This window comes from Mesorhizobium sp. Root552, from assembly GCF_001427285.1.
GTDB lineage: Bacteria > Pseudomonadota > Alphaproteobacteria > Rhizobiales > Rhizobiaceae > Mesorhizobium.
The window spans coordinates 129,080-145,319 of sequence record NZ_LMFV01000023.1; the positions used below are offsets into that span (position 1 = coordinate 129,080).

Consider the following 16,240-nt stretch of genomic DNA (forward strand, 5'->3'; position numbering starts at 1 on the left):
GGTGCTGGAACGCTTCGGTTTTCTGATGCGATTGCAGATCAAGCAATGTGCACGCAATTTCTAGATTGAGCGTCCGCCATCGATCGGCAGGCAAACGCCGGTAAGGAATGCAGAGGCAGGCGATGCCAGGAAATTGACAACGCCGGCAATGTCAGAAGCTTCGCCAAGCCGCCCAAGCGGTATGGTCGCTTCGATCTGGCGGCGGCGGGCCTGCGGATCGGCGCTGCCCAGTGTGTCCTTGGTCATTCCGGTGAGCGAGGCGACCGGCGCGACGGCGTTGACGCGCACGCCGTCGGGCGCAAGTTCGATCGCCAGCGCCCTAGTAAAGCTGATCATTGCCCCCTTGGTCGCGGCATAGACCGACTGCCCCCAGCGGGGGTGCTCGGCGGTTATGGAGGCAATGTTGACGATCGCTCCCTTGCGCTTGCGCAGTGCCGGTATGGCTTGTGTCGTCATCAGGTAGACAGATTTGAAGTTGACCGCGAAAATCAGCTCGAACTCTGCCTCGTCTATTTTTTCGACTGGAACCGGCGGATGCGTGATGCCAGCATTGTTGACCAGAACATCGATGCCGCCGGACCACTCGATTGTCGTGTCGATCAGCCTTTGTGTGGAGCGCGCATCGGCCACGTCAGTGTACTGAAAGCGGGCTTTGCCACCTGCGGCCTCGATCTCTCCCGCCACGCGCTGGCCGCCGACTTCGTTGATATCGGCCAGCATGACGGCATCGCCTGCCGTCGCGAAACTCTTGGCGATCGCCTCGCCGAAGCCGGACGCAGCGCCCGTGACGATAATAGTGCGAGCCATGCTTCAGCGTCCCTGGAAGATCGGTTTGCGTTTCGTCATGAAGGCCTCGACGCCCTCGTCGTGATCTTTGGTCTGGAAGCTGAGCCGGACTTGCTGGCGTTCGGCATCCAGGCCGGCTGAAAGCGCCGTCTCATAGGCGGTGCGCACTGCCTGCTTCGCCAGGCGCGCTGCAACGGGTGCCTTGGCGGCGATGCGGGCGGCGATTTCGACGGCGCATTGCACGGCCTCGCCGGCCGGTACCAGATCGGACACCAGTCCCCAGCGCTCCGCAGTCGCCGCGTCGATGGCTTCGCCGGTCAGGACCAGTCGCATCGCCTGAGCCTTGCTGAGGCTGCGCGGCAGACGTTGCGTGCCGCCATCGCCAGGCAACGAGCCGAGGTCGATCTCGGGTTGAGCGAAACGGGCCTTGGCTCCGGCAACCACAATATCGCACAGCATGACCAGTTCATGCCCGCCGCCGAAGGCAATGCCTTCAACCGCCGCAATCAGCGGCTTGTCGAACGCATCGATAGCCTTCCAGGCATTGAGCCGGCGCGGACCGTAGATCGCATCGATTCCGGCAGCGGCCATTTCATGCACGTCCGCACCGGCAGAAAAGGCGCGCTCGTCACCAGTCAGCACGACCGCTCGAATTTCGTCGCTTGCAGAGCAGGCATGCAGTTCCGTCGCAAGCTCGACCAGAAGATCGCCGCTCAATGCATTCAGCCGGCTGGGTCGGTTGAGGCGGATCAGTCGCACGCCGCTCCCAGGCTCGCTCGTCTCGATCAACTCGACTGTTGTCATAAGGATGAAAACGCTTTCATAAACCTGATCGATCTGTCACATTGAAAGTCTCAAGTCAACGATACGCTTGGATAATATACACAAAAACATATGGTTGTATGGTAGCTCCAAAAGCTGCCGGCTTGCTCAATATGTAAACGCTTGCAAAAATTGGAAACACAGTGACCCTTCTCGACGGCGTACGCATTGTCAGTTTCAATCATTTCCTGATGGGGCCGGTCGGCGTCCAGCACCTTGCTGACCTGGGCGCGGACGTTGTGGCGATCGAGCCGCTTGGCGGCGGTCAGCAACGGCACTGGGCGGCGGCAGGCAAGTGGATTGGCTCCGATACGCCGCTTTTCCTGGCTGGCGGCAGAAACAAGCGCAGTCTTGCGCTCGATCTCAAGTCGCCTGCGGGCGTGGAGGTTGCGCGGCGGCTTGTTGCCCAGGCAGATGTCGTGGTGGAGAACTACCGGCCCGGCGTCATGGATAAACTCGGTCTCGGCTACGAAGCTGTCCAAGCCTTCAATCCCAGGGTCGTCTACGCATCCGCCTCCGGATTCGGAGCCGACGGCCCTTATCGCGACCGCCCCGGCCAGGATCTCCTGATCCAGGCGATGAGCGGACTGGCCGCGATCACCGGGCGCGCTGGGCAAACAGCGCGCCCGGTGGGCGTTTCGGCGGTCGACCATCATGGGGCGGCGTTGCTGGCGCTCGGTGTTCTGGCCGCTCTTTATCGGCGCAGCGTCACCGGAAAGGGCTGCCGGGTCGATGTCAGCCTGCTCAATGCCGCGATCGACCTACAGCTCGAATCCTTCGTCACTTACCTGAACGGTCCGCGCCCGGAAGCGGGCATTGCAACGGAAGGCTCGCTGGGCGGCTGGTATTTTCCTGCGCCCTACGGCATCTACCGCACCGCCGATGCGGATCTGGCGATTTCACTCACCAGCCTCAAGGCGCTGGCCGAGGCAACCGGATCGGCGGACCTGGCAACCATCGACGATGCGGACGCGTGGACGGAGCGCAACCGCATCTGTTCTCTGCTGGAAGACGTGCTTGTCCAGCGGCCCGCTGGCGACTGGGAAGCAATCTTTGCCAAGGCCGGCATCTGGCATGCGCGGGTCGGAGACTACGAATCGGTGCTGGCGGACCCGCAAGTGCGTCACAACGGCTGCTTCTTCGACACACGCAGCGCCGCCGGCGAACCGATCACGTTGGTGGCTCATCCGGTCCGCTATGACGGGGCCGCGCCGGCATTGCGCCTGACGCCGCAACCGCTGGGTGCCCAGACCGCAGAAATCCTTGCCGAACTTGGTTACTCGGCGGCCGAGCGGGCGCGCCTCTTCGAAGACGGCGTTTGCAAAGGCCCGGCGTCCGCAGAGCTGCGCTGAACCGTCGCTCGTGCAGGTTCGGGCGGGCGCCCGGTTGATTCACGCACGATGAAGGACGCCTTCAGGCGCGTGGAAGATGGGGCATCACGCCCCTCTATACGGGCCAACAGATATTCGCCCACGCGCCGGCTTTGCTCGGCAAGCGGAAGCCGAACGGTGGTCAGCGAAGGCTGGGTGTGCTCGGCAATATCGAGATCGTCGAAGCCGATTACCGACAGCTGCCCCGGTACGTCGATGCCGAGGGTCCGGCACTCTGCCAGAGCACCGAATGCCATCAGATCATTGGTGCAGGCGACGGCAGTAATATGCGCATTGCGCTCGACAAGTCGGCGCAGGCCCTGGCGCGCATCTGTCAGCGTCGATGGCACCTCGACGACATCCGGCTTGGGCAGGCCGTGGTCGCCAATGCAGTCCCGCGCGCCTGCAACACGCGCTGCAAGACGCTCGTTTCCGGCAGTCTCCGCAGTCAACACGCCGATATTGGTGTGCCCGAGATTGATGAGGAAACGGGTCGCATCGTAAAATTCCTGGCGATTGTCGACGCCGATGCAGGGGTAGGAGGATTCGCCCGCATATTGGAATGCCGTGACGAACGGGAGTCCTGATCTCTCGAGGAGCTGCCATAATTCGGGTGCGTGATCCTGGCCTACCAGGACCATGCCGTCGATGCCATGCTGCAGAAGCGCCCTGACTTCATGGTATTCGCGCGCCTTGTCGTATTCGGAGCTGGCAATGATCAGGTGGTAGCCGCTGCGGTTCAGCGCCTGCTGCAAAATCTCCGCCGATTCAGCAAAAACCGCCGTGCGCAGGGTCGGCACGATCAGGCCGATGGAATGGGTCCGGTCGGAGGCAAGCGCGCGGGCGGCGCCGTGGGCGACGTAGCTGAGTTCCTGAATGGCGCGGGCCACGCGTTCGCGCACCTCCGGCCGCACGAGCTCGGGCCGGTTGATGGCGCGTGATGCCGTCGCTTCCGAAACTCCAGCGCGGCGGGCAACGTCGGCAAGGCGCATCTTTTGCTTTGCGCTTCGGCGCGAACGATGACGCTTCGGTTCGCCTTGCTGTGACTGCGTCATCGAGACTCCTTTCACGCTGCGCGAATCCAGTAGCACGCACCGTAGCACCAAAGAAACATCATTACCAAACATATGAAAGCGTTTGCATTACAAAATATATATGTAAAACAATAATTTGCAAAGCTTCAGGTCGAAATAGCAGGAAAAATATGCAGATTTTCCTACTTCCCGTACCAGACCTTCGTCGTATTCGGGTCAAAAGCCGTATCCGCTCCTTGACTCGCAGTCTGGCAAAAGGCTAGGGTTTTCTGGCTAATCCAAGAGTTAGAGGCCGATCGCCGGCGCAGAATTACGCGCGTCGCTATTTTTCAAAGGGAAATGAAAGCGGTTTCATAAAGATTGGTAGCAACGCGCAAATGAGACATGCGGCTCGCACGGATCAATGGCTGTGCCGGTGGCGTGGATCGGACTTCTTGGGAGGAAATTTATGACACGAAAGTTAGGCGGGCTGCCGTTGGCCGGGAGCTTGTTGCTCGGCCTGGCTGCGATCGGGGCAACCCCGGCGCAAGCAGAGGACACGCTCAAGGTCTGTTACATGAGCCACCCTGTCATCGAGGCGAATGTCGCCATGATGGAAAAGTGGGCCAAGGCAAGCGGCGTCGAGTTGGAAAAGAACCCGATGTCCTATTCGGTCTACCTGCCGAAGATGAGCCAGATGCTCAGCAGCGGCGGCACCGACTGCGATATCTTCTGGCACAACGACGACTGGGGCCAGTTGTGGAAGCAGTGGGTCGAGCAGACCTCGGATGTCGAGGGCATGGACAAGATCCGCAAGGGTCCGATGCGGGCCTTCCCCAATGACGAGGGGCAGCCGACGGCGGTGCCGCTGGCCCATACGGTCGGAACTTTCTTCTACCGCACCGATCTGGTCGATGAAAAGGACGTACCGAAGACCTGGGCCGACATGGTGAAAGTCGGTCACAAGCTGCAGGAGGAAGGCAAGACCAAGTGGGGTTATGTCGGCGGCATGACGCACCAGAACACCTGGTTTTCGATCTGGTGGTCGCTGTGGACGAACGGTTGCGACATCTTCAACCCGAAGTTCGAGCGCGACAACGCCGTTCTCGACAAGAGCGGCTGGGTGCCGACGCTGACCGAGGACTGCCACCGCGAGACCATCGAGTTCTGGTGGGACAACCTGCACAAGGACAAGATCAGCCCCGAGGCTATGGTTTCCTATGGCCGCAACGAAGCCAACGCCATCTTCATGGCGGGTGAATCGGCCTTCACCTTCGCCGACTCGACCTTCTGGGGGCAGTTCAACGATCCTGAGAAGTCGAAGATCGCCGGCAAGGTCGGCATGGCCTTGTGGCCGATGGGTCCGCGCCTCGACAACAATATCGCCTGGGACACCATCTGGGCCTGGGGCATTCCAAAGGCCCTGGACGCCAAGCAGAAGGACCTCGCCAAGAAGGCGCTCGGCGCAATGCTGCTCGACCACGAGGGCCAGATCGCGCAGTGGAAGGCGACTGGCGGACCGCCGCCGAACACCGACCTATGGCCCGAACTGGCCGCGCAGGACCCGGTATTCGCCAAGCTCAAGGCGGTCGTCTTCGATGTGAAGGACCAGGTTCTGTCGGCCTACTACTTCCCCAACTGGCCGGCAGTGCAGAAGGCTTATGCCGACATCTCGACCGAAGCCTTGAGCGGAAAGCGGGAAGACATACCCGCGGCATTGGAGCGGGGCATGAAGACCTTGCACGACGCAGCCGTGCAGCAGATCGCGAAGTAGCGTGATGCCGACGGTTGCCGGGGATCGTCAGACTGCGTCGCGGGGAGCAATCCCCGCGGCGCGCCGCCGCCGCCGTTTGATCGGCGAGCGGCTCTCTTTTCAGATCGGCCTGATCCTGCCGTCCGTGCTTGTGTTGTTGCTGTTCCAGGTCGTGCCGATCTTCATCGGCACGGATGCAAGTTTCCGACGTTGGTCCCTTTATGACCCGGACAAGACCTGGGTCGGGCTCGAGCATTATCGCTATGTGCTCAGCGACACCAATTTCCTGTTTACCGTGCTGCCCAACACGTTCCTGCTCATCGTCGCCTCGGTCGGCCTGTCGTTGGCGCTGGGCATGGCTGTTGCCCTCCTTCTCCATCGCGGCTTTGCTGCCCAACGTCTGGTCCAGACCGTGGTGCTGCTGCCGCTGATGATCGGTCCCGTCATCGCCTCGACGATGATGCGCTGGACGTTCAACGACCAGTTCGGCGTGGTCAATGCATTCCTTGGCTGGTTGGGGCTCGGCCAGCCTGCCTGGCTAGCCGATCGCTGGTATGCCTTCGGTGTCATCGTCTTCACCGATGTCTGGATCTGGACGCCGTGGTTCGCCCTTTTGCTGCTTGCAGGTTTGAAGAGCCTGCCCAAGGAGCCGTTCGAGGCGGCGGCGCTCGACGCCGCGGGGCGCTGGCGTATTTTCACGCACATCACCGTGCCGATGCTGCGACCGGTCATCGGCGTGTGCGTCGTCATCCGGGCCATCGACTGTTTCCGCACCTTTGACCAGGTCTGGCTGCTGACCGGCGGCGGTCCGGCTCGCTCCACCGAAGTGTTCAGCATCTACGTCTTCATGGAAGCGTTCCAGAACCTGAATTTCGCCCGCGGCTCGGCGGCTGCCGTCATCGGCACGCTGATCATCATGGTGGCAGGACTGGCGCTCTACGCACTCATCAACCGTTTCATGGAAGTGTCCCGATGAGCCTCGCTTCCTCCGCCGCTCCGTTGCCACGGCGCACCGGCCTGTTCGATCTGCTGCGCCCCGGCGCGCGCGCCGCCTTCATGATCCTTGCGGTCTCGGCCGTGCTTCTATTGTTCCTGGCGCCGATCATCATCCTGGTGGTGACCTCGCTGCGTCCAGGCTGGGGTGTCTACTACATCCATCGCGGCACCGAATTTACGCTGGCCAACTATGTCGAGGTGTTCCAGCGCGGCGTCGTCATCGAAGCCTTCTTCAACTCGTTCCTGGTAGCGACGGCAGCCACGATCCTCTCCCTCGGCGTCACCGTGACCAGCGGCTATATGCTGTCGCGCTTCAAGGGCTGGCTGCCGAAAACCTGGTTCACGTCGATCTACGTGTTCCGCACCGTACCTTACATTTCCTGGGTGCTGCCGCTTTATGTGGTCAACGAATCGCTCGGCCTCTATGACACTTTCTTCGGCATCTTGGCCGCGCACGTCGCCGTGCATGTGTGCTTCTTCTCGTGGATCATGAAGGGCTTCTTCGACGGCATCGATCCCTCGATGGAATATGCCGCGATGATCGACGGCTGCACGCGCTGGGGCGCGTTTCGCCGGGTCGCGCTGCCGGCTGCCGGTCCTGCGATCGCCGCGCTCGGCATCCTGTCCTGGCTGTGGACGTGGAACGAATTCCTGTTCGCCCTGATCTTGACCGGCAACCGCACGCCGCTGTTGACCGTGACGATGGCGCAGTTCGTGACCGAACTCGGCACAGAGTGGAACCTGATGAGTGCTATGGCGGTGATGGCCATGATCCCGGCGGTCATCATTACGCTGTTCGCCCAAAAATACGTGATCCAGGGCTTGCGCATCTGACCGCGCCCCAATTCGGAGTTTTGATATGGCTGAAGTCGTTCTGCGCGACGTCTGCAAGCGGTACGGTAGCTACAACGCCGTCGACAATGTCAACCTGACCATCCGCGACAAGGAATTCCTCGTACTCGTCGGCCCCTCGGGCTGCGGCAAGTCCACGACGCTGCGCATGATCGCCGGCCTCGAGGATATTTCCGACGGTACGATCGCCATCGGCGACGAGACGGTCAATGTCCTGCCGCCGCGTGATCGCGACATCGCGATGGTGTTCCAGAACTACGCGCTCTACCAGCATATGACGGTCTACGACAATCTGGCCTTCGGCCTGCGCAACCGGAAGGTGCCGGAAGACACCATCAAGACGGAAATCGATCGCGCGGTCGACATTCTTGGCCTGCGTGACCTGCTCAAGCGAAAGCCGCGCGAATTGTCCGGGGGGCAGCAGCAGCGGGTCGCGCTCGGCCGCTGCATCGTGCGGAATGCCAAGGTGTTCCTGTTCGACGAACCGCTGTCCAACCTGGATGCGAAGCTGCGCGCGCATATGCGCCTTGAACTCAAGCGCCTGCATCGCCGTGTCGAGACCACCGCCGTCTATGTCACGCATGATCAGGTCGAGGCGATGACGCTCGGCGATCGCGTTGTGGTGATGAATAACAGCCGCATCGAGCAGGTCGGCACGCCATGGGAAATCTACTCGCGCCCGCGCACCCGCTTCGTCGCGAGCTTCATCGGCTCTCCGGCGATGAACTTCCTTGACGGCAAGGTGAAACGCAACGGCTCAGGCTACAATATCCACGCGCCCGGCGGGGCATTCCACGTCTCCGATGAAAGCGCGCGTGGGCTGGTGGGACAGGATGGACGCGGCGTGACTATCGGTCTGCGGCCGGAGCATATCCGCTTGTATGAATCCAGGGCCGACAACGCTCTGCACGGCCGCGTCGAATTGACCGAGCAACTAGGGGCCGAGCAACTGGTCGAGGTTGAAGTCGAAGGAGCGCGGATCATGGTTTCGCGCGTCGAGGCGGAGCGTGAGTTGAAGCCGGGCACTCCGGTATATCTCACGGTCGAGCCCGGCCAGCTACGCTATTTCGATCCGGTAACGGAACAGGCTCTGGCCTGAGTGCGCACGAGGCTCCCGGTTCTGGCTTTCGTCCTCTCCGACGCGCCAGATTTTCCGGGGGCTCCCGACCCTAGGTTCGTGCCGGCGCGAAGTGAGCGACAAGCTCATGACCGTTGCCCGGATATGTCAGGCGGACATGGGTGATCGGCTGCTCCGCACCCCAAGTGCGTCGCTCGATCAACAGACAGGCGGTGCCCTCGGCAATGCCGAGCGCGGCGGCCGTGACGGGGTTGGCCCCGATAGCCTGGATGCGATGTTCTGCCGTGCTCCACGGAACGCGTTCGACAAGCCAGGGGCCCGGTGCGCGCTCGGCAAACGTCTCCGCATCGGCTTCGGGAACCGCATCGAGGTTGATCAGGCGTTCTTCATGGCAGAACGGTTCCTTGCCGGCAAAATGCAGACAGTTGAGATCGAGTACCGGAACTTTTCTTTCCAGATGCAGCCGGTCGAGGTCGGCGCGGGTGGCGCGGCGTCGCTTTGCGCGTTCGACAATCTCGAAGCGGTAGGCAAGTCCGAGCGCCTGCACTTCCGTCATGATGTCACGGATTTCCAGCACGGCTGACTGCGAATGCGGCCGCAGCACGAAGCTGCCGCTGCGGCGGCGGCGCTCAATGAGGCCAGCCCTCGCCAACTGGTTCAGCACCTTGCTCACGGTCATTCGCGAGCAGCCATATTGCGCCGTCAATTCGTGCTCGAAAGGGATGCGGTGGCCGGGCGGCCAATCGCCCGAAAGGATGCGGCCTTGTACGTCGTCGAGAATGCGCTGGTGCAGCGAGCGTCTGTCGGGGTTCACCAGCGCCTCCATTTCATTGACCTAGACAAGCATAGCGGCGCCACGGTCCAGATAGGTGTCGAGGAACTGGTCGAGGCGTGGATGACGCGGTTTGCCGAATATCTGCTGTGGCGTGCCTGTCATCAACAGCTTGCCGTTGTCGAGGAATGCGATCTGCTGGCACACCGCCGCTGCAAAACCGATCTCATGCGACACCACCACCATCGTCATGCCGTCTGCCGCCAGCGCGCGCATGACGTTCAGCACCTCGCCGGTCAGCTCAGGGTCGAGTGACGAGGTCGGCTCGTCGAACAGCATGATCTTCGGCTCCAGCGCCAGCGCACGGGCAATTGCGACGCGCTGCTGCTGGCCGCCGGAAAGCTGGGATGGATAGTGGCCGGCGCGCTCGGCCAGGCCGACTTTCTTCAACTGCACCATGGCGCGCTCTTCGGCTTCGCTCTTGCGCACGCCGTGAACCGTCTTCAACGCCTCGCTGACATTGCCGAGCGCGGTCATGTGCGGCCAAAGGTTGAACTGCTGGAACACCATGCCGATCTGCGAGCGCACCGCGCGGATGCGGGCAGCAGGCAGGCGCACCGGCTTGCCTTGCGGGCCGGACGCATAGCCAAGCGGCTCGCCATTGATGAATATCAGCCCATCGGATGCTTCCTCAAGGAAGGCCATGCAGCGCAGGAGCGTGCTCTTGCCCGAACCGGAAGGGCCGATCAGGCAGGAAACCTGTCCTTGCGGAATGTCGAGATCGATCCCATGCAGCACCTCGACGTCGCCGAAACGCTTGATCAACCCTTTTACGGAAATGGCTGGCATCGTCATGCGGTCACAAACCTGTATTTGGAGAAGCGGGCTTCCATATAGCGCCCGAGTCGGCCGGCGAGCTCCACCAGCCCCCAATAGAACAAGGCAAGCAGGAAGAGCGATTCGACGAAAGCGTATTGCTGCGAACCGATGGCGCTGATGACGAGCGTCAACTCCGGCACGGTGATGATGGAAAGCACGGCGGTTTCCTTGAGCAGAATGATCGCCATGTTGACCGAAGCCGGCAGCACCAGCATGGTCATTTCCGGAATGAGGATGCGCTGGATGATCTGGCGCCGGTTGAGGCCGACGCATTCGGCGGCTTCGACATGGCCGGGCGGTACGGCCTCGAAGCCAGCGCGAAAGATCTCGCTGAAATAGGCCGCTCCATAGACGGTCAAGCCAAGCAGGCCGGCCGGGATGGGCTCAAGCGAGAGGCCGATGAACGGCCCGCCATAGTAGAGCAGGAATAGCTGGATCAGGAACGGGGTGCCGCGGATGACCTCGACGCACAACCTCAGCGGATAGCCCAGCCAGCGGCTGCCGTACCGACGCGCGACGGCAACCAGGAAGCCGAGCAGGGCTGCGCCGATCACGCCCGCCACCCATGTCAGCATGGTTACCCCGAACGCCCGAGCGAGCTCGGGCATGATGCTCAGGATCAGGTTGGTGTCGAAATTCATGGCCGCCCCCAGCGGAAGGAGCGTTCGAACACCGAGCCGCCCGAGGCGATCAGCCAGTTGATGATGAGGTAAAGCAGGCCAGCCGCCGAAAACAGCTCGATCGGCCGATACGTACTGGCTGCAAGATCCTGTGCCATGCGTGTCAACTCGACGATGCCGACCACCGAAACCAGCGACGAGGCTTTCAGGATCATGATCGCTTCATTGACCAGAGAGGGGAGGGCGAGACGCAGCGCAATCGGCGCCTTGATGCGTCGGAATTGCTGGAACGCACTAAGTCCGGCCATGTCGGCGGCCTCGAGCAGCCCGCGCGGCACGCTCTGGAAACCGCCGCGCAAATTCTCCGCCTGATAGGCCGCCGTGCAAAGGGAAAGGCCGGTGATTGCCGCAACCACGCTTGGCACATTGAGGCCAAGTGCCGGCAGCAGATTGTAGATGAGCAGCAGTTGCACCAGAAGCGGCACGCCGCGGAAGAAGCTGACGAAGGTTCGCCCTGAAATGGAGAGCGCACGATTCGGCGAAAGCGAGGCCGCCGAAACTGCCGTGCCTATCACCAGCCCGATGGTGATGGAGATGAAGCTGATAAGCACCGTGTAGAACGATGCCTGGACCAGCAGTTCAAACAATTTCCAGGACATGGAATAGCTTACCCGTTTTGGGTTGGCTTGATGTGAAGCGCCGCCGCCGCGCCCTCCTTGCGGTGAGCGCGGCGGGGCCGTTCACTCAATCAAAGCGCCGGGTCGTTGACCAGATCGGGCGTCTCGAACTTCGAGCCGAACCACTTTTCCTGGATCGTTCCCAGACGGCCGTCGCCTTTGATCTTGAGCATGGCGGCTTCGATTGCGTCCATGAGGCTCTTGTGGTCGTCGTCCTTCAGGCCGGGGTAGCCGAAATAGGCCTTGGTGCCGAACGGCGGCTGGACGACTTCGAAGGTGTCGGGGCGCTGCTTGGCGACGAAAGCGATGTTGGGCAAGGAATTGCCCACGGCCACGATGCGGCCTGCCGCGAGGTCGGCATAGGCTTCGTTGTTGCCCGGATATTCGCGTACGTCAGCCTTGCCGGGCAGCGTGTCCACAAACGCCTTGAGCTGTTCGAGCTGTGCGGAAGCCTTGCCGCCGCCGACGGCCTTGCCGGCAACATCTTCGGGCTTCTTCACGGTCTCATCGCCCGCGCGCTTCAAAAGCGCTACGGTCGCTTCGGCAACCGGAGGGGTGAAGCGATAGCGCTCCATGCGTTGCTTGGTGATCGTGGCAGGGCCGCCGACGATGTCGAACTTGCCTGCCTCAAGACCCGGCAGCACGCCTTCCCAGGGCAGCAGGACCCATTCGATCTTGACGCCGAGTTCCTTGGCGATCTCGTCATACAAATCGACGTTCAGGCCCGCATGCGTGCCGGCATCGATGAAGTCGAACGGCGCAAAGGCGGTCTCGGTGCCGACCTTGAGGACACCGGCTTCCTTGACGCGGGCCAGCGCATCCTGCGCATAGGCTCCGGCCGTGGCACCGAAAAGGAACGCTGCACCAACCAGCGCTTTGAGGAAAAACCTCTTTTGCATTAACACCTCCCAATGTGTTCGTGCCCGCTCAAGGGCGTGTAGGCTTGAAGAACTATCGACCGCCGACCCGCTCGAAAGTCGATATGACTATACATAATAGGCAGCGTTTCGAAACCGAGTCAACGTGTCGTTTCAAGGGCGGACGTTGCGGAAGTCAATGCTGGGTTGAAATCGTCATTGGAAGACGACTGCTGGCGGTCATCCAAAAAAGCGACGGCTACCCACTTGCATGGCTATCCAATATGTATATACATAATAGGCAGAGCCGTGGGAGAGAGCGTTAAATCAACCCTCTTGCCCAACCTTCATCCACCATGCTCCGCAGCCGGAGAAGCCGATGACCGAGCCCTCTTCCCAGAAAGCCGCAACACGCCCTCTTGCCGGCATGCGCGTGCTCGATTTCAGCCGTGTGCTGGCCGGTCCCTATTGCACCGCGCTGCTGGCCGATCTGGGTGCCGACGTCATCAAGGTGGAGCCGCCGGCAGGTGACGACTACCGCCATGTCGGCCCCTTCATCGAAGGTGAGAGCGCGTTGTTCCTAGCCGTCAATCGCGGCAAGCGCAGCATCTCGCTGGATCTGACCAAGCCGGGCGATCTTGCCATCGGGCAGGCGCTTGCCGCTAGGTCGGATGTCGTCGTCGAGAATTTCCGCCCCGGTGTCGCCGACAAGCTGGGCATCGGCTGGGGAAAGCTATCCGGCATCAATCCGAAGCTGGTTTACGCTTCCATTTCCGGCTTCGGCCAGAAAGGCGAACTTGCTGCCCGGCCCGCCTACGACATCGTTCTCCAGGCCATGAGCGGCATCATGTCGGTCACCGGCACGCCGGACGGCCCGCCAACGCTGGTGGGCGAATCCATCGCCGACGTGGTTGCCGGCCTGTTCGGCTCATGGTCCATCCTTGCCGCGCTGGTGGAGCGGCAGACCACTGGTATCGGCCGTCACATCGACCTTGCCATGTTCGATGCGATGATCGCCATCCAGCCGCTGGTCGTGGCCCGTTACCTTGCCTCCGGGCAAGCCCCGCAGCGCGTCGGCAATCGGCATGCGCTGTCCGCACCTTTCGGTGCGTTCCAGGCGCGCGACGGCATGTTCGTTCTGGCAGTGCTCAACAACAAGCTGTTCGGCATTTTGGCAAACCTCATCGGCCGCCCGGAACTGGCTGCGGATCATCGCTTTGGCAGCGACACCGACCGGCTGGCCAACGAACAGGCCTTGCGCGAAGCGATCGAAGGCTGGTCCCGCCAACTGACCGCCGAAGGCGCGGTCAGCGCCCTTGTGGCCGCCGGTGTGCCCGCTGCCGAGATAAGCGACATGGCCGAAGCGCTTAAGTCTCCGCATGCCGAGGCGCGCGGCCTGTTGCAGGAAACCGAGCATCCGCTGCTGGGGGCCGTGCGGGTGCCTGAACAGCCGGCCCGCTTCTCAGGCGTGGTGCGCGGGGGTATCGCTGCGGCTCCCGCCCTCGACGCGGACCGTCAGACCATATTGGCCGAATTGGGCGAGGAGACATGAACGTGACCGTGCACAATGAGGATGATCAGGCGCTGATCGAAGCAGTCCGCCGCTATTGCGCCGAGGTGCTGGTGCCGGCAGCCGCTGAGATCGACGAAACCAGCCGCTCGGCCACCTGTCACCTGGGCAGCCTTGCCGAAATGGGATTGATGGGCCTGAACATTCCCGAAGCATATGGTGGCCTGGGCTTGCGGCCGACCGCCTTATTCGATGCGGTCGCGCTGATCGCCAGTGCTTGCGGCTCCACGGCTTCCATGATCACCGCGCACTGGCTTGCAACCGATTCCATCCTGTATGGCGGCGACGAGGCGCAGCGGCATCGCTATCTCACAGGCGCTGCCGACAAGAGCATTGGCGCATTCGCACTGACCGAACCCGGCGCAGGCTCCAATCCGGCCGACATGAAGACGCGCGCGGTGCGTGAAGGCAACTTCTATCGCATCACCGGCACCAAGCATTTCATCTCCAACGCGGCGGAGGCCGCGTTCATCGTCGTCTATGCCAAGACCGATCCGGCGGCAGGTGCGCGCGGCATCTCTGCTTTCGTGGTCGATCCGAAGGCTGGCGGCGTACGTTTCGGTTCGCCTGAGCGGACCATGGGCCTGCGTGGCGGCCATGTTTTCGAGGTATCGATCGATTGCCTCGTTGCGGAGGAAGACCGTCTCGGGTCGGAAGGCTCGGGCTTTCGCACCGCGCTCAAGGTTCTCGATGGCGGGCGCGTCGAGATCGCAGCCTGCGCCGTCGGTATTGCCGAGGCAGCTCTCGGGGCGGCGATCGAGTGGGCGAAACAGCGCAAGATCGGCGGTGAGCCGATAGCCGGTTTCCAGGGCCTGCAATGGATGTTCGCCGACATGGCGACCGACATCGAGGCTGCGCGCCTTCTCGGCATGGCGGCGGCAACCAAGCGCGAGGCAGGCGAGCGCTATTCGCGCGAATCCTCCATGGCGAAGCTGTTTGCCTCCGAAATGGTCGGTCGCGTTACCGACAAGGCAATCCAGATCCATGGCGGATATGGCTATACGCGCGACCTGCCGCTCGAACGCTACGCTCGCGATGCACGCATCTTCCGCATCTATGAGGGGTCGTCGGAGATACAGCGCAACATCATCGCACGCACGATACTGGGCTAGGTCCCGACTCTGGATGCATAACCATCGGAGAACCGGTCTGGAAGTTGGACGCTCAGCCGGCTTTGACGGGCGGCGGCGTCCAGTTAGCTGCAAAAGCTTCCTGACGCCGGGAGATCGAGGTAATCCACGTGCGCAGTTCCGGCCCATACGGCTTTTCCAAAGCGGCACGGTCCCATGCCAGGAAGTAGGCGTGCGACATGCGCAGCCGCTGATTGAAAGGAACTACGAGCCGGCCGGACGCGATCTCGTCAGCCGACATAGAAAGTTGCGCCAGCACGAAGCCACGGCCATTGACGGCGGCGTCGATGGCGGCACTCGACAGCGACAGCGTAAGCTCGCCCGATGTCTTGCTGTAGTGCTCGCCGATGCTTGCCGCCCATTCCGGCCAGCCCGGCAGCAGGCTGTGGCTGCGGTCCCATTCTATGCCGAGCAGCGGCATGCTCAATATGTCGGATGGCCTTCGCAATTTGTACTTCGCCAGCAACGCAGGCGAACAGGCCGGCACCACCCAGTCGGTGAACAGTTCGGAATAGTGGTCGAACTCCTGCACCTTGGCGCCATACGAGATGCGAAAATCGACCTGGTCGTCACCGAAGCGGGGCTCAAGCTCGGTACCTTCAAGGCGCACTGCCGCGTCAGGATGGTCAGCCTGCCAGTCGAAAAGCTGGGGCGCAATCCATTTGATGGCGAGCGAAGGCAGGCAGGAGATGGTGAACCCGCTTTCCAGCCGCTTGCGGGCCAGGATTTCCTGCGCTTCCCTTATCTGGTTGAAGCCGCGCGAGATTTCGGCGTGATAGATCCTGCCCCACGAACCCAGCGCCACGGTCTTGCCTCGCCGCTCCAGAAGCTTAACGCCGAGCGTCTCCTCGGCCTTGCGGATCTGTTGGCTGATCGCTCCGGCGGAAACGCCAAGCTCCTTGGCGGCAGCGGTGACGCTACCGTGCCTTCCAAAGGCTTCGAAAGCCTGTATCGCACGCAGGGGAGGCAGGTTGCTGGCCAAGGGTATCATGCCGCTGTTGAGGTTTGTTTTAGATTTTCTAAAACAGAACGCATTTGCAAGGCCTTTATGCATTTTGGGCGGCG

At 61.9% G+C, this 16,240-nt stretch carries 16 protein-coding genes; 7 read left to right on the forward strand and 9 right to left on the reverse strand.

Annotated elements, in window-relative coordinates:
* Positions 1 to 60 precede the first annotated feature (60 nt).
* Together ASD50_RS11405 and ASD50_RS11410 are read right to left on the reverse strand one after the other, a co-directional pair.
* Positions 61 to 807: an SDR family oxidoreductase gene (locus tag ASD50_RS11405; protein ID WP_056240790.1), complete on the reverse strand. Its 747-nt coding sequence runs from the start codon at positions 805 to 807 to the stop codon at positions 61 to 63.
* 3 nt (positions 808 to 810) lie between these two features.
* The gene (locus ASD50_RS11410) at positions 811 to 1,590 is read right to left on the reverse strand and encodes an enoyl-CoA hydratase-related protein (protein ID WP_056240794.1); all 780 of its coding nucleotides are present in this window, start codon (positions 1,588 to 1,590) and stop codon (positions 811 to 813) included.
* 161 nt (positions 1,591 to 1,751) lie between these two features.
* On the opposite strand from ASD50_RS11410, the gene ASD50_RS11415 reads away from it, so the two are divergent.
* A complete protein-coding gene (locus ASD50_RS11415; protein WP_056240797.1) occupies positions 1,752 to 2,960 on the forward strand; it encodes a CaiB/BaiF CoA transferase family protein in 1,209 nt (402 codons plus the stop codon).
* Here the strand turns inward: ASD50_RS11415 and ASD50_RS11420 are convergent.
* Positions 2,885 to 4,033 (reverse strand): LacI family DNA-binding transcriptional regulator, encoded by a 1,149-nt coding sequence (locus ASD50_RS11420; protein ID WP_056240800.1) that lies wholly within the window; start codon positions 4,031 to 4,033, stop codon positions 2,885 to 2,887. The genes ASD50_RS11415 and ASD50_RS11420 overlap by 76 nt on opposite strands.
* A gap of 427 nt (positions 4,034 to 4,460) precedes the next feature.
* On the opposite strand from ASD50_RS11420, the gene ASD50_RS11425 reads away from it, so the two are divergent.
* Genes ASD50_RS11425 through ASD50_RS11440 form a run of 4 tightly spaced genes read left to right on the forward strand, consistent with a single transcriptional unit; the run spans position 4,461 to position 8,691 of the window.
* Positions 4,461 to 5,765 carry an extracellular solute-binding protein gene (locus tag ASD50_RS11425; protein WP_056240804.1) on the forward strand — a complete coding sequence of 435 codons (1,305 nt, stop codon included), beginning with the start codon at positions 4,461 to 4,463 and terminating at the stop codon, positions 5,763 to 5,765.
* A 4-nt stretch (positions 5,766 to 5,769) separates the two neighbouring features.
* Positions 5,770 to 6,720: a carbohydrate ABC transporter permease gene (locus tag ASD50_RS11430; protein WP_082549619.1), complete on the forward strand. Its 951-nt coding sequence runs from the start codon at positions 5,770 to 5,772 to the stop codon at positions 6,718 to 6,720.
* Complete coding sequence (locus tag ASD50_RS11435; RefSeq protein ID WP_056240810.1) at positions 6,717 to 7,574, forward strand: carbohydrate ABC transporter permease; 858 nt, start codon at positions 6,717 to 6,719, stop codon at positions 7,572 to 7,574. The genes ASD50_RS11430 and ASD50_RS11435 overlap by 4 nt, the downstream gene beginning before the upstream one ends.
* Before the next feature lie 25 nt (positions 7,575 to 7,599).
* The gene (locus ASD50_RS11440) at positions 7,600 to 8,691 is read left to right on the forward strand and encodes an ABC transporter ATP-binding protein (RefSeq protein WP_056240813.1); all 1,092 of its coding nucleotides are present in this window, start codon (positions 7,600 to 7,602) and stop codon (positions 8,689 to 8,691) included.
* Positions 8,692 to 8,761: 70 nt separating this feature from the next.
* On the opposite strand, the gene hutC is transcribed toward ASD50_RS11440, so the two are convergent.
* The 5 genes from hutC to ASD50_RS11465 form a co-directional block, all read right to left on the reverse strand.
* Positions 8,762 to 9,496, reverse strand: coding sequence for a histidine utilization repressor (gene hutC, locus ASD50_RS11445; protein WP_056240816.1), 735 nt, complete (start codon positions 9,494 to 9,496; stop codon positions 8,762 to 8,764).
* Positions 9,497 to 9,505: 9 nt separating this feature from the next.
* On the reverse strand, positions 9,506 to 10,297 hold the full coding sequence (locus ASD50_RS11450; protein ID WP_056240819.1) for an amino acid ABC transporter ATP-binding protein: 792 nt from the start codon (positions 10,295 to 10,297) through the stop codon (positions 9,506 to 9,508).
* Complete coding sequence (locus ASD50_RS11455; protein WP_056240821.1) at positions 10,294 to 10,962, reverse strand: amino acid ABC transporter permease; 669 nt, start codon at positions 10,960 to 10,962, stop codon at positions 10,294 to 10,296. The genes ASD50_RS11450 and ASD50_RS11455 overlap by 4 nt, the downstream gene beginning before the upstream one ends.
* Positions 10,959 to 11,600, reverse strand: a complete 642-nt coding sequence (locus tag ASD50_RS11460; RefSeq protein ID WP_056240825.1) for an amino acid ABC transporter permease — start codon at positions 11,598 to 11,600, stop codon at positions 10,959 to 10,961. The genes ASD50_RS11455 and ASD50_RS11460 overlap by 4 nt, the downstream gene beginning before the upstream one ends.
* 89 nt (positions 11,601 to 11,689) lie before the next feature.
* Positions 11,690 to 12,517 (reverse strand): transporter substrate-binding domain-containing protein, encoded by an 828-nt coding sequence (locus ASD50_RS11465; protein ID WP_056240827.1) that lies wholly within the window; start codon positions 12,515 to 12,517, stop codon positions 11,690 to 11,692.
* A 337-nt stretch (positions 12,518 to 12,854) separates the two neighbouring features.
* Here ASD50_RS11465 and ASD50_RS11470 point away from each other — a divergent pair, with 337 nt between their 5' ends.
* Together ASD50_RS11470 and ASD50_RS11475 are read left to right on the forward strand one after the other, a co-directional pair.
* Complete coding sequence (locus tag ASD50_RS11470) at positions 12,855 to 14,027, forward strand: CaiB/BaiF CoA transferase family protein (RefSeq protein WP_056240830.1); 1,173 nt, start codon at positions 12,855 to 12,857, stop codon at positions 14,025 to 14,027.
* A 2-nt stretch (positions 14,028 to 14,029) separates the two neighbouring features.
* Entirely contained in the window at positions 14,030 to 15,157 is a 1,128-nt protein-coding gene (locus ASD50_RS11475) for an acyl-CoA dehydrogenase family protein (RefSeq protein ID WP_413813887.1), read from the forward strand.
* Between the two features lie 52 nt (positions 15,158 to 15,209).
* Here ASD50_RS11475 and ASD50_RS11480 read toward each other — a convergent pair whose 3' ends face one another.
* Positions 15,210 to 16,157, reverse strand: coding sequence for a LysR substrate-binding domain-containing protein (locus tag ASD50_RS11480; RefSeq protein WP_244484496.1), 948 nt, complete (start codon positions 16,155 to 16,157; stop codon positions 15,210 to 15,212).
* Positions 16,158 to 16,240 lie beyond the last annotated feature (83 nt).

What these genes read in the sequence shown, in the direction of transcription:
- ASD50_RS11405 (WP_056240790.1), bottom strand. Translation starts at nt 807, where the DNA reads ATGGCTCGCACTATTATCGTCACGGGCGCTGCGTCCGGCTTCGGCGAG.
- ASD50_RS11410 (WP_056240794.1), bottom strand. Translation starts at nt 1,590, where the DNA reads ATGACAACAGTCGAGTTGATCGAGACGAGCGAGCCTGGGAGCGGCGTG.
- ASD50_RS11420 (WP_056240800.1), bottom strand. Translation starts at nt 4,033, where the DNA reads ATGACGCAGTCACAGCAAGGCGAACCGAAGCGTCATCGTTCGCGCCGA.
- ASD50_RS11425 (WP_056240804.1), top strand. Translation starts at nt 4,461, where the DNA reads ATGACACGAAAGTTAGGCGGGCTGCCGTTGGCCGGGAGCTTGTTGCTC.
- ASD50_RS11430 (WP_082549619.1), top strand. Translation starts at nt 5,770, where the DNA reads ATGCCGACGGTTGCCGGGGATCGTCAGACTGCGTCGCGGGGAGCAATC.
- ASD50_RS11435 (WP_056240810.1), top strand. Translation starts at nt 6,717, where the DNA reads ATGAGCCTCGCTTCCTCCGCCGCTCCGTTGCCACGGCGCACCGGCCTG.
- ASD50_RS11440 (WP_056240813.1), top strand. Translation starts at nt 7,600, where the DNA reads ATGGCTGAAGTCGTTCTGCGCGACGTCTGCAAGCGGTACGGTAGCTAC.
- hutC (WP_056240816.1), bottom strand. Translation starts at nt 9,496, where the DNA reads ATGGAGGCGCTGGTGAACCCCGACAGACGCTCGCTGCACCAGCGCATT.
- ASD50_RS11450 (WP_056240819.1), bottom strand. Translation starts at nt 10,297, where the DNA reads ATGACGATGCCAGCCATTTCCGTAAAAGGGTTGATCAAGCGTTTCGGC.
- ASD50_RS11455 (WP_056240821.1), bottom strand. Translation starts at nt 10,962, where the DNA reads ATGAATTTCGACACCAACCTGATCCTGAGCATCATGCCCGAGCTCGCT.
- ASD50_RS11460 (WP_056240825.1), bottom strand. Translation starts at nt 11,600, where the DNA reads ATGTCCTGGAAATTGTTTGAACTGCTGGTCCAGGCATCGTTCTACACG.
- ASD50_RS11465 (WP_056240827.1), bottom strand. Translation starts at nt 12,517, where the DNA reads ATGCAAAAGAGGTTTTTCCTCAAAGCGCTGGTTGGTGCAGCGTTCCTT.
- ASD50_RS11470 (WP_056240830.1), top strand. Translation starts at nt 12,855, where the DNA reads ATGACCGAGCCCTCTTCCCAGAAAGCCGCAACACGCCCTCTTGCCGGC.